A 14988-nucleotide genomic window follows, 5' to 3' on the forward strand; every position below is an offset into this window, starting at 1 on the left:
AACTAAAGAAACCATATTAAAAATGAGTAACCTATTATTTATATATTAACCAAAATTTAAAATCAGAACATTATGAAAAAAACAGTATTTCTTTTATCACTTCTTGTAGGTACATCGCTTATTGCACAATCTACGTGGAAGGCCGATAATGCACACTCCAAGGTGGGTTTTGCCATTACACATTTATTGATTTCAGAGGTTGAGGGAAATTTTGATGAATTTGAAATTACAGCCACGGCTGATGACACTTTTATGACCCCATCTTTTGACGTGTCAATAAATACTGCAAGTATAGACACGGATAACGAACGAAGGGATGGTCACTTGAAAAGTGCCGATTTCTTTGATGTGGAATCTAATCCTTCCATTACATTCAAGACTACTTCCGTTGAAAAAACTGGGGACAAAACTTTTAACATGACAGGGGACCTTACAATGCACGGTATAACAAAATCTGTGACCTTGGAAGGCAAAGTGAATGGCGTAATTACCGATCAACGTAGTCAAAAATTAAAGGCAGGCCTTAAAATTACAGGAACGATCAATAGAATTGATTTTGGAGTAGGTGGTGAGAGTGCTGCAATTGGTAATGACGTAGAGTTTACCATAAATTTGGAAATGGCCCAACAATAAAACTTTTTATTAAGAAACGTATAAAGCCCACTTTTAAGTGGGTTTTTTTATTAAGGGATGTGTGTACGATTTATTTACTATTCTTATTTAGAATTAATAAAAATAATTTGCGAACTTCGTTCTTTGTTGCTAGTTTTAGCCGAAATTCAAACAACACATGATAAAATTTACATTTAGAAAATTGATGAATGACCTTCACCTTTGGCTAGGGCTAGGCAGTGGTATTATTCTTTTTCTCGTTTGTTTCAGTGGAACATTGTTAACTTTTGAAGACGAGATCAAAGAATTGTTCATAGAGGAGATGGTTGTCAAATCTAATGGCAATGGCAAAAAGTCTATTTCGAACTTAATGCAGAATTTGGAAAAGGAGGGTATAGTAAATAGCGTTACCATTTCTTACCATGAACATGAACCCTATCAATTTTCTGTAAAGACAGACCCCAATCAAAGACGAGGCAACACCTATTTGGTTAATCCCTACACCGGAGTATACCAGCAAAAGCAAAAATCCTCTTTGGATGGTTTTTTCATGACAATGTTTAGGATGCATCGTTGGCTATTGTTGGATAGTAAAATTGGAAGACCTATTGTTGGGGTAGCTACCTTGATTTTTTTATTTCTGTCCATTAGCGGACTCTACCTTTGGTTTCCTAAGAAATTAAAATGGAAAAATTTCAAATCTGGTTTTAAAGTTAAATTTTCAGCCAATTGGAAGCGAATCAACCATGATTTACATAATACGCTGGGTTTCTATGCCTGTGTATATTTGGTTATTATGACATTGACCGGACTTTGTTGGTCTTTTGAATGGTACAGGGATGCCAGCAGTGCTGTTTTGGGCACTAAGGTTTTTGGAAGTAGGGGAGGTGGTCCAAAGTTCGAGTCTCAGTTATCTGATACCATAAAAGGGCTTTCATTAGAAGAAATTATGAAGATTTCGAACTCCGAACTAAACTATGAAGGAACTACCAGTCTGTCTTTTGTCTCTACAGAAAAAAGGGTTTATAGCATTGCCAAGAGTAATGCGTCTTCATTATCTCCTGTAACTTCAGATAAGTTGATTTTGGATAGGGATGGTACCGTCTTAAATAAAGAACTTTTTAGTGATAAACCTTTAAATGTGCAAATAGCTTCGTTAATTAAACCTATCCATACCGGGACTATATTTGGTTGGTTTTCTAAAACAATCTACTTTATTACCTGTTTAATTGCTACAAGTTTGCCTATAACCGGTACGTTGATTTGGTGGAATAAGTTACAAAAGAAACGTAAGAAAAAATGTAACAAATCGCCGCTAAAAATGGTGTCCTAGGTACTTATACATTAAAATATGCTAAAAACTCAAAAAATCACATACTAGATTATTATGGAGTACGGTTCTTTAGGTTTTAGTTTTAAATAAAAATTATATTTATTACTATTGCATCATTAAAATTAAGTGTTTTTTATACATTTAATATTAAGTTTTTGAAATTCAGAAGGTTAATTATAATGTAAAAGTACATTTAACAATTAAAGTTTGCGAAAACCCTTTCGGATGAAAGAAAATTAATGATTTAGGTATACTATCAGGTTTCCTTTTTGTTATGTTGTTTCATTTATTTTAAAAAACCTTTCAAATAGGGTATCTTTGGTGGCATTAAAACAAGCATAAGAACGAATCACAATCGTAAAAAATAACCATTTTTAGAAATGAATCAAGAACTAGACCAATTAGCAGCAGATAATATCAGGGCACTTGCCGTAGCCATGGTAGAAAAGGCAAATTCAGGACATCCAGGTGGACCAATGGGCGGTGCAGATTTTATGCATATCCTATACACAGAGTTTTTTAACTATGATCCATCTGATATGCATTGGCCTTTCAGAGATCGTTTTTTTATGGATGCAGGTCACCTGTCAACATTAATGTATGCCCAATATTATTTATTAGGAAATTATAGCAAAGATGACGTTGCCAATTTTAGACAATGGGAATCTGTTACTCCAGGTCACCCCGAAGTTGATGTTGCTAGAGGTATAGAAAACACTTCCGGTCCGTTAGGGCAAGGCCATACGATGGGAGTAGGCGCCGCAATTGCTGCCAAGTTCCTTAAGGCCCGTTTTGGTGATTGGATGAATCATAAAATTTACGGATTTATATCTGATGGTGGTGTCCAAGAAGAGATTTCACAAGGTGCAGGTCGTATTGCGGGACATTTGGGGTTGAACAATTTTATAATGTTCTATGATTCCAATGATGTTCAGTTATCTTCAAAAACAGATGAGGTTACCTCAGAGGATACCGCAAAGAAATATGAAGCATGGGGTTGGAAAGTAGTTACCATTGATGGGCACGACCATGAACAAATTAGACAGGCATTAAAAGATGCCAATGCAGAAACAGAGAAACCTACGCTTATTATCGGTCAGACTATAATGGGTAAAGGTTGTGTAACTGCAGATGGTACTATGTATGAAGGTTATACGGAATTGCATGGTAAGCCTATAGGGGATACAGGTGCAGATTACGCAAAAACCTTAGAGAATTTAGGTGCAAGTGTAGATAATCCATTTGCTATTTATGATAAGGTAGAAACCTATTACGAAGATGTGATCAACCGTAAGAAAGATGCGGCTCAGGCAAAGAAAAAAGAAATAGATGCATGGCGAGCCGATAATTCTGAATTATCAAATAAATTAGATGGCTTCTTTGAAGGTAAGTTACCTAAATTGGACTTTAGTTCTGTGGCTCAGAAAGATGGTCAGGCAACTCGTGTTGCCTCTTCAAATGTTTTGGCTTATTTAGCAGAAAATGTGGAGAATATGATCGTTTCCTCTGCCGATTTATCCAATAGTGACAAAACTGATGGTTTCCTTAAGAAAACATCGGTACTTCAAAAAAATAATTTTTCAGGGGCATTTTTACAAGCAGGGGTCGCAGAGTTGACCATGGCTACGTTAGCAAACGGTATTGCCCTTCACGGTGGAATTATTCCTGTGGTTGCCACGTTCTTTGTTTTCTCCGATTACATGAAACCTGCTATTCGATTAAGCGCCATACAGGAATTACCGGTAAAATTTGTTTGGACGCACGATGCCTTTAGGGTAGGGGAAGATGGTCCAACCCACCAACCCATTGAGCAAGAGGCGCAAATTCGTTTGTTGGAGAAATTGAAAAACCATAGCCATGAGCAAAGTTTTGTGGCATTACGTCCTGCAGATTCACAGGAAACTAATGTAGCTTGGAAAATGGCTATGGAAAACCAAAGTACGCCAACGGGCTTAATATTGTCTAGACAAGGAATAAAAGATGTACCTGCGCAATCTGGAAGCCGTTATGAAGCTGCTTTAGGTGCTGAAAAAGGCGGCTATTTAGTTCAAGAGGTTAATGATCCAGATATTGTATTGATAGCTAATGGATCAGAGGTAGCTACCTTGGTGGCCGCTTCAAAACTTTTGGAGGAAAAGGAAAATCTAAAGGTAAATATAGCCTCTATACCTTCCGAAGGTATTTTTAGACAACAGACCAAAGAGTACCAAGAAAATGTAATACCAAGTAACAAGCCAATATTTGGACTTACTGCTGGTTTACCTGTAAACCTGGAAGGTCTTGCGGGTCCAAACGGAAAGGTTTTTGGACTAGAACATTTCGGGTATTCTGCCCCAGCAGATGTTTTGGATGAGAAGTTTGGTTTTACTGGAGATCAGGTTTTTGAGCAGGTGAAACAATTTTTAAATAAATAATTATAAATAGATAAAGGATGAAATTTTTTATTGATACTGCGAATATTGATGATATTAAGGAAGCCCAGGATATGGGTGTGTTGGATGGTGTTACAACCAATCCTTCATTAATGGCAAAAGAAGGAATTACAGGTGCTGAAAACATTTTAAACCATTACAAGAAAATATGTAGTGTTGTTGATGGCCATGTTAGTGCAGAGGTGATTTCTACCGACTTTGAAGGTATGGTGGCCGAAGGAGAAAAATTAGCCGCTTTAAACCCACAGATCGTAGTTAAACTGCCAATGATCGCTGATGGTGTAAAAGCGTGTAAGTATTTTTCGGACAAAGGGATAAAAACGAACGTAACTCTAGTATTTTCAGTAGGTCAAGCTTTATTGGCAGCCAAAGCCGGGGCAACGTATGTATCCCCGTTTATAGGACGTTTAGACGATATTTCTACAGATGGACTTGGTTTAATAGCCGATATCAGGTTAATTTATGATAATTATGGTTTTGAAACTGAAATTCTAGCGGCTTCTGTAAGACACGTAATGCATGTGATTGACTGCGCTAAAATTGGTGCTGATGTAATGACAGGACCTCTTTCTGCAATTAAAGGCCTTCTTAATCATCCCTTAACGGATAGTGGTTTGGCTAAGTTCTTGGAAGATTATAAGAAAGGAAACTAATATTCTTTTTTTAAATTTTTTAATGCACCATGCCATTTTGGTACTGGTGCATTTTTTATATACCATAAAATATTTTTGTGCATTAAATAGTGATAAGTAATGATAAAAAAGGGGTTTACGGTTTTAGGATTTTTAACGATTTTGGTTTGTTATATTAATTGTGGAGATATAAAGAAAAAGAATTCGGACCAACCTAAAAGTGAAGGCAGTACTCTAGAAAACCCAATAGTGGTTTTGACAGATCAGCCAGATTATATTGAAACGCCAAGTAATATGGTTTGGATTCCTGGTGCTACTTTTTTACAAGGTGCCGTAGATCAAGATAAAATGGCAATGGAACATGAAAAACCTGCTATACCAGTAACCGTGGATGGTTTTTTTATGGATATTACCGAGGTTACCAATGCACAATTCTCAGCTTTCGTAAATGCCACCGGATATTCAACGGTGGCAGAGCGAGCCATTGATTGGGAAGAACTTAAAAAACAGTTACCAGAAGGTACAACAAAGCCCCATGATTCCATTTTAAAACCAGGGGCACTTACCTTTAAAAAATCGAAAACATCGGTTCGGAACTTATTTGATTTTTCACAATGGTGGTCATGGACCATTGGAGCCAATTGGAGACATCCAAATGGGCCGAGTAGTGATATTGTTGGCAAAGAAAATTTTCCAGTAGTGCAAATTGCATATGAAGATGCTCTGGCATACTGTGCATGGGCCGGTAGGCGCCTGCCTTCAGAAGCAGAATGGGAGTTGGCCGCTAGGGCTGGCAACTACGGAACAACATACTTATGGGGCGAAGATAGTTCTACATTAAGTAAATATGCTAATACTTGGGAAGGGGAATTCCCGGTCATGAATAGTAAAAAAGATGGTTTTGAGTTAAGGGCCCCGGTTAAGTCCTACCCTCCAAACGCATACGGCTTGTACGATATGGCAGGTAATGTTTGGGAATGGACCAGTGATTGGTATAATTCAAACTACTATAAGGATGTATTAAAATCCAATAGTATACAAAAAAATCCAAATGGTGCCGCTACTCCCTATACACCCAATAATCCTCTTGCTAAAGAAAAAGTAATTAAAGGGGGGTCTTTTTTATGTTCCGCTTCCTATTGTGCGAGCTATCGTGTTTCCGCAAAAATGGGCTCAAGTATGGACTCCGCTTTGGAACATACTGGTTTTAGAACCGTAGCCTCGGTTGGGATGCTAGCGCAGTAAACTGTTTTGTTATTTACCAGTGTAATAGCAATTGAAAGTTCATTTTTCTGTATTTAACATTTCTGAGCAATGATTTTGTATTTAACAGGTAAGCCGTTCCAAAGTGAAAACTTTTAATAACTTAGAGGTAAGGTTTTTATACAAAAACCTACTTTTGCAATACAAATTGAATGAATAAATAATATTATGTCGGAAGCAATTGAGAGAGTAAAAACATTGATTATAGGATCTGGACCTGCTGGTTACACGGCAGCTATTTATGCAGCAAGAGCAGACTTAAAACCTTTGATGTATACGGGAATGGAGCCTGGGGGACAATTAACCACGACTACAGAGGTTGATAATTTCCCTGGATATCCAGAAGGTATAGATGGGCCTACTATGATGGTACAGTTACAACAACAAGCCGAAAGATTCGGCACCGAGGTACGTATTGGGATGGCAACGGCTGTTGAGTTTAGCAAAAAGGTTGGAGGAATACATAAAATAACTGTTGATAATGATAAGGTTATAGAGGCGGAAACCGTAATTATTGCAACTGGAGCCTCTGCGAAATATCTAAATATTCCTAGTGAACAAAAACTTAGGGGCGGCGGTGTATCAGCCTGTGCGGTATGCGACGGATTTTTTTATAAAGGTCAGGATGTCGCTATTGTTGGGGCGGGCGATACTGCAGCAGAGGAGGCATCTTACTTAGCAAATATCTGTAATAAAGTAACCATGTTGGTGCGTAAAGACCATATGCGTGCCTCTAAAGTAATGCAGCATAGGGTACACAGTTTAGGGAATATTGAGGTAAAATATAATACAGAGGTTGATGAGGTTTTGGGAGACCAAGTAGTTGAAGGGTTACGAATGGTTAATAACCAAACCGGCGAAAAGGAAGATATTGCCATTACCGGTCTATTTATTGCCATTGGCCATAAACCAAATACCGATATATTTAAAGGTCAATTAGAGATGGATGAGACTGGTTATTTGATTACCAAAGGAAAATCTACAAAGACCAATATACCAGGTGTTTTTGCGGCTGGAGATGCACAGGACAAGGAATATAGACAAGCTGTTACTGCAGCAGGTACGGGTTGTATGGCAGCGCTAGATGCTGAACGGTATTTGGCTAGCATTGGCTCGGTAGAGGAAGCTATTGCTGATTCGTATAATGTCTAAGAAAAACACAAAACGAACAAAAAAGCACCGATATTCGGTGCTTTTTTGTTAATGACAATGTATTTAAGTTAGTCTATTCGTTTATAATTCTCTGAAAACGTACGGTTGCCATCTTCATCCACGCTAATTTGACTATAACTGTCATCATTTAGTTGAAGTTCAAATGTGAACAAACGCATAGTATCCAGGGCCATCATCATTTCATTGTCTCCAAACTCAATGGTCTCAAAAAGTTCATTATCGGTAATTTTATAAGAACCATACCCAAACCTTGCCGTTTTATCCTTGGGCACATATCTTGACCACATTATTTTACCATTATAATACATTTTTACTTGCCTATAACCATCTGTGGCCGGCACGGTATCTATGATATTTTGACCGTCATAGTTATAAAAACTAACAAGTTCCCAAGTCCCTTCAATGGTATGGTATGGTCTTTTTTCCGTTAAATCCATATTGGATGCAGATATCAATATCAGCATCAACAGCACTAATCCAAATATTTTTTTCATGGTCAATAGTATTAGGAAATTAATAATTATATAAAAGTTACGAAAAATACTAATGAAATCATAAAATTTTAAAATGTTAATTAAGGATTATATATTTTTTAGGAAAAACTCTTAATTGTATTGCAAAGTGTATTTATGTCTTGTATGGTATGTGAAGCACTTAATACGATACGACTCGTAATCTTTGAGTTTTCGTTGGGGTAGTTAAAATTGGTGATTATAATACCGTGTTTTTCTAAATGCGTTACAAGTAATTCGTTTTGAAATGAAAAGGTGGGATGCCCTTCCATATGTCTAAATTTTACATCAGAACCTACTTCTTTTAAAAAGTACCCTAGATTTTGCCTTAAAATGGACCGTCTTTGATTGTAAAGTTTATCGGCCTGTACTAAGGTTGCCATAGCTGCAGGACTTGCAGGACTTGAACCAACATAAAGGTGAGCGCTTTCCAATTGGGACAAATCCTCAGAATTACCAAATACAGCACCTGCCTGAATACCCAAACCCTTACCAAGCGAACAACAAACGAATAAAGTTTTAATAGGTAACTTTTGGAGTGTGTTAAAAATACCTTGTCCATTTTCACCTACTATTCCAATCCCATGTGAATCATCTGCAACTAAGATCATCTTTTTTAATGGTAATATTTTAAGGCTTTCAAAATTGGGGTAATTGCCGCCAGAAAAGTCAATGGCATCCAAATATAAAACAGGTATTTTTGGATTGGGTCCATTTAAATAATTTCTAACTGCAATATTAAGGCTGGCATAGGTAACATAATTTTTATGTTGGGTACAATTTCTAAGTAAGGCGGAGTGGGTGTTAGGGGCATAAAAAGCCTTGTACTTTTTGGTTTGCAAATATTCAGCAATAAACTGACCTGCCAAGTAACCAGATGATAAGGTGATGCAACGTTCACTACCTACTAAATCTGCTAAATAATTTTCGGCGTCATCAAAAATTGGAAAACGAACATTAGATTTTCTGGAAGCGCTATATCCTGTGCCATATTTTCGAATATTGTCGATAAAAAGTTCCTGAAATTCAGGTAAATCTTGCAGTCCTAAATAGGATGTGCCGCCAAAATACAGATAGGGTTTCCCATTTATGTTTATTTCGCGTCCAGGAAAGGAATCAATATATACCGCCATTACAATAGTGTAATTCCACTGCCAGGTAGATCTGGAAATAAAACCCTTCCGTCTGTTTTAATTTCTACTCCTTTAGCAATATCCGCTTTTAGTAATAGTGCACCATCCATATCAACAAAATCCAATTGTGGCAATAACTGTGCAATCGCAGAAATACCAACGGTGGACTCTGTCATACAACCCACCATCACTTTTATTCCCAAATCCTTTGCCTTTCTAATCATACGTAGTGCGGGTGTAAGACCGCCACATTTGGTAAGTTTAATATTAATACCACTAAAGTGTAACGCGCATTTTTCAACATCACTTTCTACAATACAGCTTTCATCTGCAATTACTGGTAGTACACTGCGGTGCATTACTTGTTCCATGCCCTTCCAATCATCTGCTTTTAAGGGTTGCTCCAAGAATTCTACACCAAGTTCCTTTAATAAAGGGGCGTTTTGTATCGTTTCCGTTGCTGTCCACGCACAATTGGCATCTATCCTAAAGATGGCATCCGTATGTTTTCTAAGCTCTTTTACAATGGCAACGTCATCTTCCGTCCCCAATTTGATTTTGTAAATAGGCCATGGCATTTCTTTCATTTTTGACACCATTTCTTTTATTGGTGCAATTCCTATGGTATAGTTGGTAGTGGGATATTGTGTAGTGGCTGTTCCCCAAATTTCACATAGTGGTTTCCCTTCCAATTTCCCATATAAATCATGGGCTGCCAAATCAAGTGCGCATAGCGTAAAATTCGTTAATCCTCTAGATGATAAAAAGCTATGAAATGATTCAGGAACAGTGAAATTATAATTTTCAATCTCTTTACGGATGTCTTCAATTTCCTGCATCATACTTTCTACAGAAATGTTGTAATAAGGATTTGAAGTGGCCTCACCATATCCTGTTTGTCCGTTTAAAGAAAGACCAACGATTAATGTATCCTGAAAATCATGGGATTCCCGTGATATACTAAAGGTGTGTTTTAATGAAAGTGTATACTTTTTTAAATGTAGTTGCATAATACTAAGATAATCATATGGTAGCTATTGTAAAATGAAAAACCCATTGAATTTACAATGGGTTTTTAGGTGAAATTGTTCTAATTGAATTTATCTAATATTTATGTACGTTTCCAGAAACCGATTTGTTTTTGGTTACAGAGGCATCACCGGAATAGGTAATATTGGCGCCACTACTGGCATCAGCTATTAGTTCTTCGGAGACATTCACACTTATATTGGAGCCACTGCTAGCATCTGCCCTACAAGTTTCTATTAATAAGTCCCTTGCACGAATATTGGCACCGCTACTCCCATCTATATAAACTTTTTTGGCCTTTCCGGTAAGGTCAATGTTGGCACCGCTACTGGCATCTATATCCATTTCATTTGCCGCTATTTCTGCATTTAATATAGAACCACTACTGGACTCAACGTTTAACTCATCGGCTTTAATAAGGTTCTGGGTAGATAAATGGGCGCCGCTAGAGGTTTCCAAGGATGTTATTTCAGGTAAGGTTACAAATATTTTTTTGGTTGCCCTTCCAATATTCTCAATACAATGGATCCTTAATTTGCCATTTTTAATATCTGTTCCAATCAAATCCATTACATTTTCGTCTGCTTCTACCGAAATACTGAACTCGTCATCTTGGGTGATGTAAACTTCTAATCCTTCCGATGCAGAAACCATAGTAAAATCACCTGTTATTTCCCTTTTTTCATCTATTACGATGCCATTCCCTTTTTTTCCAGAACTGAAATCGCCAAAATTAATATCAAACCCGCAGCTTGTTAAAAATAGTGAGAGTGCTAATGCAATGGTAATTCTTACTAGTGTTGTCATGATTGTTGATTTTTAGATTGATGTAAAACTCCTTGTTTTCTTATTGTTATGCTATTAGATTATACTGAACTGTTGTATTTGACTACTAGAACGTAATAAAATGATCTATTAATCCTTTTTTATGCTTTTGCTAATGGTTGTATCGCCATCCTCAGCTTTTATTTTCACGCCATTTTGATCAACTTTCATTTTAAAAGACTCGCCATTGTCATTCACATCTATATCAATTCCGTTTTCATTGATGATGATTTTTCCCTTTTCTCCATTATCATTGATATTTATGTCAATTCCGTTTTCATTGATACGAATACGATTTTCATCGGAACTATCAAATTCCATCCCTTCTGGACAATCTAAACAGATTAATTCTCCGTTATTGTTCATTTTCCAGCTAAAATCATCCAATTGGTCAACATCCCTATCGGTATCTGCATTCATGATCCAACTTCTTCCTTCGCCTTTATCATAGGTAAGGATAGTACCAACGGGAATATAAATATTAACCCGTACTTCTTGATCATTAAACTTTGTTTCACCTGAGGTAGACAGAAAATCGTTCAATTCCAGCGTGGTACCCTCCATCATATAGCCATAGTCTATTTGCTCCGCTCTTTCTTTTGCTTCCACAAATGAAGATCCGTTGGCCTCTTTTCTAATCTCAACCCTAAAAATGGAATCCTTAGATTTTTTTATGCGAAACCGAACATCTTGGGAAACCAACATTTTATTCCCAGCATCATCATGGGTAATGATCATTTTGCCCATAATCATTTTATTGTTCCTATTGTAATCAAATGAACTCAGCGTTATGTTCAAGGTATCCGAAGGATTTTCAATTACAATTTCATTTTCTGTTGTAACACTGCCAGAATAGGCATGTGAGGCTGCTTCCCTAATTCCAAAAACAATGAGTAGAATCACAGATAACAACCACAGTCCCAATAACGTAAACTTGGCTATATTGCCTATTGATTTTAAGTTGGTCACTAAAATTTTTAGTCCTAAATAAAGCAAAAAGAAAAATGGAATCCCTACCGCAAAAAAGGCCAAAAGTGAAATTAACCAAATAGGCATATTGCTAGAATTTACAACATGGTAGAAATCTATTCCTGGTAAGTGAACCATGTCTAATATGCCCACAGTTAGCAACCCTATGAATAATCCTATTACAGTTGACGCGCCTATTATTACGAGTAGTACACCAATGAATTTTCCAAATATTTTGAACACGAACATTATAATGTCGCCGATAGTATCAAAAAACGTTTTGCCTCCTTTTTTGACGGTGTTCCCTACTTTTTCATAGTCAACACTTTTTACACGATCCGCTACGTCATCAAAACCCTCTTTAACTTTTCGCTCAATATTGCTAATGTTTACAGCTTCCCCGCGCATATCTAACTTTTGGGCTGTGGTTGTAGCTTCTGGGATAAGAATCCAAAGTAAACCATATAAAAGAATAAAGGAACCAGCGGATCCTACGGTTAAAAATACCCATAGCAATCTAATCCATATAGGGTCTATTCCAATGTAGTGTGCAATACCAGCAGACACACCGGCAACATATTTGTGATCAATATCCCTATATAATTTTTTAACCCTGGTTTTGGCACCTGTATTTTTACTAATGGGCTCATCTTCAAAGATATCCTCATCTACCATATAATCTTCAGGCTGTCCCATTATAGTAATTACCTCGTCTACTTCCCTTTGGGTAATAACCTGTCTTTCGTTCTCCAATTTTTCAGAAAAAAGCTCAGCGATACGTGCTTCAATATCGGCTATTATTTCATCGCTTCCAGGTGTATTGGCAAAGGATCGTTTTACAGATTCTAAATACCTACGCATTTTATTGTACGCATCTTCGTCTATGTGAAAAAGCGTGTTTGCTAAATTTATATTTACTGTCTTGTTCATCGTTAGCTGTTTTTTGTGTTGGTTACCAGATTAGTGGCCTTTCTTAATTCGTCCCAAGTGGTATCCAATTCTTTAAGAAATAGTTTACCTGTTTCTGTTAGTGTATAATACTTTCTTGGCGGTCCTGAGGTAGATTCCTCCCAACGGTAATTTAGAAGACCGGCATTTTTTAATCTTGTCAATAATGGGTATATAGTTCCTTCTACTACCAGCATTTTGGCATCCTTTAGCGTTTCTAAGATTTCCGAAGCATATTTGTCCTCACCATTTAGAATGGATAGGATGCAGTACTCCAAAACACCTTTACGCATTTGCGCTTTTGTATTTTCTACATTCATAATGTCTTTTTTCTTTTTATGCAGCTCAGACCCTTGTGGGGAGTGCTCCTTGTGTGCTGTGCTTGTCTGCATGTTAACGGTTCGTTTTTTGATTGATGAATAAACATCTTGATTTGATTTTTGATTGATTAGTAAACTCCTGAGGGCTTGATTAGAACCCCGATTATTTTTAATGTAAACTTATGATCCTGCTCATTTGCCAGTCTTCGGCTGTTTGTTTCCAAATAACAATGAACTTTGTAGGAACAGATACGGCGTTTGGTTCCAGATTATTGTAAAATTTATGCATTCCAATCTGTACTGCACCATAATCCTTAATTTCATGTACCTCTACACTATCTTCTACCAAAGACCTGGTAACTTTACCGCAAATATTCTGTTTTAAACTTTCTAATAATTCCGCTTTGTTTGTTGCAAAACCGGCCTTATCATGATAAAACTCTAAATCTTCCGCATACATTTTTGCTTGCACCTCCATGTCACATTCGTTATAAGCGGTAAAGTAAACACTGTCCATTTTCTTTATAGTCTGGTATAGTTCAGAATTCGTTGCTACCTGCCCAGAAAGAAGATTAGCTACAAAAAGTATGGCTATATAGATGATGATTTTTACTAGTTGCATTATTTGATAAATTTAATGGTTATGGGATACTGAAAAGTTTGACCTTCATTGGTTCTAATGGTCGCCAAAATGGTATAGACTATGTTTACAACAAATAGTGCACCTTGTAATAACCCTGCAATGCCCACAGGTAGCAACCAAGTTCCAAATCTAAAATCGTCACTATCAAAATGAATGTTTAGATTATTGAAATTGTTCAAATGATCAAATCCAAAATTGTCAAAATCAAAAATATCCGGAAAGAAACCAATGAAAAAGGGTATGGTAATGATTCCTAAAAGAATAGAATAGAGAAAAAGGCTTATTTGAAAGTTTAAAGCCTGTTTACCATTATAATCTACAAATTCGTATTCTTTTTTATTCGCTGTCCAAAGCACCAAAGGCAAAATAAAATTCCCGAACGGGATAAAGAATTTTGAAAAGGTACTCGCATGGATCAATGCGGATAAATTTCGTTCGTGTTTGGTTAGTGTGTCTGTCATGATTTGTTCTTAATTGATGATTGATTTTTAATTGCTATGTTATGACTAATTATATTGATAACATAATAACTTACTATGCAAATATATGTCTAAAAGAAGGTACTTTGCAAAACATAGTACTAATATTTAACAATAAATTAACATTTTAAGAAACGGATTTTAATCAATACATTTAGGCAAAATAAAAGTTGATATGGCTGTAAGCATTAGCAAATTCAATGCGTTCACGTTTTTTAAGTTACCATCTGCATGGTGGTGTGGAGTACGTTTAAGGCATTTGGATGATAACAAGGCAGTGGTGACCGTTAAACACAAATGGTTTAATCAAAACCCGTTTAATTCCATGTTTTGGGCAGTACAGGGAATGGCTGCAGAGCTTACGACCGGCGCTATGATGATCGATCAGATCAAGAATAGGGGCAAGAATATATCAATGTTGGTGGCTAACAACAACGCCAATTTCTCTAAGAAAGCTACAGGTAAAATTACGTTTACCTGTGAAGATGGCCATTTAATAAAAGAAGCCTTGGACAAAGCCATAGCCACAGGTGAGGGGCAGACCGTATGGATGAAATCTGTGGGTGTAAATACAGATGGAGTAGTGGTGAGCACCTTTAATTTTGAATGGACGATGAGGTTAAAAACGTAGCGTATTATAGTATTAAGTGAATACCGCCTTTCTTTTTATACAAACCCAATATCA

Annotated in this window: 15 protein-coding genes; 7 read left to right on the top strand and 8 right to left on the bottom strand. The window is 36.7% G+C overall.

Translation table 11 applies throughout. The annotated features are described in order from the left end of the window. Positions 1-72: 72 nt before the first annotated feature. The 6 genes from ACOCEA_RS07500 (at position 73) to trxB (ending at position 7424) form a co-directional block, all read left to right on the top strand. The gene (locus tag ACOCEA_RS07500; protein WP_420755606.1) at positions 73-633 is read left to right on the top strand and encodes a YceI family protein; all 561 of its coding nucleotides are present in this window, start codon (positions 73-75) and stop codon (positions 631-633) included. A gap of 157 nt (positions 634-790) precedes the next feature. Continuing rightward, positions 791-1945, top strand: a complete 1155-nt coding sequence (locus ACOCEA_RS07505) for a PepSY-associated TM helix domain-containing protein (RefSeq protein WP_420755607.1) — start codon at positions 791-793, stop codon at positions 1943-1945. A 380-nt stretch (positions 1946-2325) separates the two neighbouring features. Then, entirely contained in the window at positions 2326-4359 is a 2034-nt protein-coding gene (locus tag ACOCEA_RS07510; protein ID WP_420755608.1) for a transketolase family protein, read from the top strand. Between the two features lie 17 nt (positions 4360-4376). Then, entirely contained in the window at positions 4377-5030 is a 654-nt protein-coding gene (gene fsa, locus ACOCEA_RS07515) for a fructose-6-phosphate aldolase (protein WP_420755609.1), read from the top strand. A gap of 99 nt (positions 5031-5129) precedes the next feature. After that, positions 5130-6254 (top strand): formylglycine-generating enzyme family protein, encoded by a 1125-nt coding sequence (locus ACOCEA_RS07520; RefSeq protein ID WP_420755610.1) that lies wholly within the window; start codon positions 5130-5132, stop codon positions 6252-6254. 186 nt (positions 6255-6440) lie between these two features. Further along, the gene (gene trxB, locus ACOCEA_RS07525; protein WP_420755611.1) at positions 6441-7424 is read left to right on the top strand and encodes a thioredoxin-disulfide reductase; all 984 of its coding nucleotides are present in this window, start codon (positions 6441-6443) and stop codon (positions 7422-7424) included. Positions 7425-7492: 68 nt separating this feature from the next. Here the strand turns inward: trxB and ACOCEA_RS07530 are convergent, their stop codons facing one another. The 8 genes from ACOCEA_RS07530 to ACOCEA_RS07565 form a co-directional block, all read right to left on the bottom strand. Further along, positions 7493-7939 carry a hypothetical protein gene (locus ACOCEA_RS07530; RefSeq protein ID WP_420755612.1) on the bottom strand — a complete coding sequence of 149 codons (447 nt, stop codon included), beginning with the start codon at positions 7937-7939 and terminating at the stop codon, positions 7493-7495. Positions 7940-8037: 98 nt separating this feature from the next. After that, on the bottom strand, positions 8038-9090 hold the full coding sequence (locus tag ACOCEA_RS07535; protein WP_420755613.1) for an aminotransferase class I/II-fold pyridoxal phosphate-dependent enzyme: 1053 nt from the start codon (positions 9088-9090) through the stop codon (positions 8038-8040). Next, the gene (locus ACOCEA_RS07540; protein ID WP_420755614.1) at positions 9090-10100 is read right to left on the bottom strand and encodes a dipeptide epimerase; all 1011 of its coding nucleotides are present in this window, start codon (positions 10098-10100) and stop codon (positions 9090-9092) included. Before ACOCEA_RS07540 ends, ACOCEA_RS07535 begins: the two co-directional genes overlap by 1 nt. A 94-nt stretch (positions 10101-10194) precedes the next feature. Beyond that, positions 10195-10926, bottom strand: coding sequence for a head GIN domain-containing protein (locus ACOCEA_RS07545; RefSeq protein WP_420755615.1), 732 nt, complete (start codon positions 10924-10926; stop codon positions 10195-10197). A 108-nt stretch (positions 10927-11034) separates the two neighbouring features. Continuing rightward, the gene (locus ACOCEA_RS07550) at positions 11035-12843 is read right to left on the bottom strand and encodes a PspC domain-containing protein (protein WP_420755616.1); all 1809 of its coding nucleotides are present in this window, start codon (positions 12841-12843) and stop codon (positions 11035-11037) included. Positions 12844-12845: 2 nt separating this feature from the next. Continuing rightward, the gene (locus ACOCEA_RS07555) at positions 12846-13181 is read right to left on the bottom strand and encodes a PadR family transcriptional regulator (protein WP_420756218.1); all 336 of its coding nucleotides are present in this window, start codon (positions 13179-13181) and stop codon (positions 12846-12848) included. 169 nt (positions 13182-13350) lie between these two features. Next, complete coding sequence (locus tag ACOCEA_RS07560) at positions 13351-13803, bottom strand: nuclear transport factor 2 family protein (protein ID WP_420755617.1); 453 nt, start codon at positions 13801-13803, stop codon at positions 13351-13353. Continuing rightward, the gene (locus ACOCEA_RS07565; RefSeq protein WP_420755618.1) at positions 13803-14285 is read right to left on the bottom strand and encodes a DUF4870 domain-containing protein; all 483 of its coding nucleotides are present in this window, start codon (positions 14283-14285) and stop codon (positions 13803-13805) included. The genes ACOCEA_RS07560 and ACOCEA_RS07565 overlap by 1 nt, the downstream gene beginning before the upstream one ends. Before the next feature lie 193 nt (positions 14286-14478). Between ACOCEA_RS07565 and ACOCEA_RS07570 the strand changes: the two genes are divergently transcribed. Then, positions 14479-14934 carry a DUF4442 domain-containing protein gene (locus ACOCEA_RS07570; RefSeq protein WP_420755619.1) on the top strand — a complete coding sequence of 152 codons (456 nt, stop codon included), beginning with the start codon at positions 14479-14481 and terminating at the stop codon, positions 14932-14934. The last annotated feature ends 54 nt before the right edge of the window (positions 14935-14988 follow it).

The organism is Maribacter luteocoastalis (assembly GCF_048890225.1).
GTDB classification, from domain to species: Bacteria; Bacteroidota; Bacteroidia; order Flavobacteriales; family Flavobacteriaceae; genus Maribacter; species Maribacter luteocoastalis.

Bases quoted from the DNA above. Each gene is read 5' to 3' on its own strand.
- ACOCEA_RS07550 (WP_420755616.1), bottom strand. From the start codon at position 12,843: ATGAACAAGACAGTAAATATAAATTTAGCAAACACGCTTTTTCACATA.
- ACOCEA_RS07555 (WP_420756218.1), bottom strand. From the start codon at position 13,181: ATGAATGTAGAAAATACAAAAGCGCAAATGCGTAAAGGTGTTTTGGAG.
- ACOCEA_RS07510 (WP_420755608.1), top strand. From the start codon at position 2,326: ATGAATCAAGAACTAGACCAATTAGCAGCAGATAATATCAGGGCACTT.
- ACOCEA_RS07500 (WP_420755606.1), top strand. From the start codon at position 73: ATGAAAAAAACAGTATTTCTTTTATCACTTCTTGTAGGTACATCGCTT.
- ACOCEA_RS07570 (WP_420755619.1), top strand. From the start codon at position 14,479: ATGGCTGTAAGCATTAGCAAATTCAATGCGTTCACGTTTTTTAAGTTA.
- trxB (WP_420755611.1), top strand. From the start codon at position 6,441: ATGTCGGAAGCAATTGAGAGAGTAAAAACATTGATTATAGGATCTGGA.
- ACOCEA_RS07560 (WP_420755617.1), bottom strand. From the start codon at position 13,803: ATGCAACTAGTAAAAATCATCATCTATATAGCCATACTTTTTGTAGCT.
- ACOCEA_RS07535 (WP_420755613.1), bottom strand. From the start codon at position 9,090: ATGGCGGTATATATTGATTCCTTTCCTGGACGCGAAATAAACATAAAT.
- ACOCEA_RS07520 (WP_420755610.1), top strand. From the start codon at position 5,130: ATGATAAAAAAGGGGTTTACGGTTTTAGGATTTTTAACGATTTTGGTT.
- ACOCEA_RS07505 (WP_420755607.1), top strand. From the start codon at position 791: ATGATAAAATTTACATTTAGAAAATTGATGAATGACCTTCACCTTTGG.
- ACOCEA_RS07530 (WP_420755612.1), bottom strand. From the start codon at position 7,939: ATGAAAAAAATATTTGGATTAGTGCTGTTGATGCTGATATTGATATCT.
- ACOCEA_RS07545 (WP_420755615.1), bottom strand. From the start codon at position 10,926: ATGACAACACTAGTAAGAATTACCATTGCATTAGCACTCTCACTATTT.
- fsa (WP_420755609.1), top strand. From the start codon at position 4,377: ATGAAATTTTTTATTGATACTGCGAATATTGATGATATTAAGGAAGCC.
- ACOCEA_RS07540 (WP_420755614.1), bottom strand. From the start codon at position 10,100: ATGCAACTACATTTAAAAAAGTATACACTTTCATTAAAACACACCTTT.
- ACOCEA_RS07565 (WP_420755618.1), bottom strand. From the start codon at position 14,285: ATGACAGACACACTAACCAAACACGAACGAAATTTATCCGCATTGATC.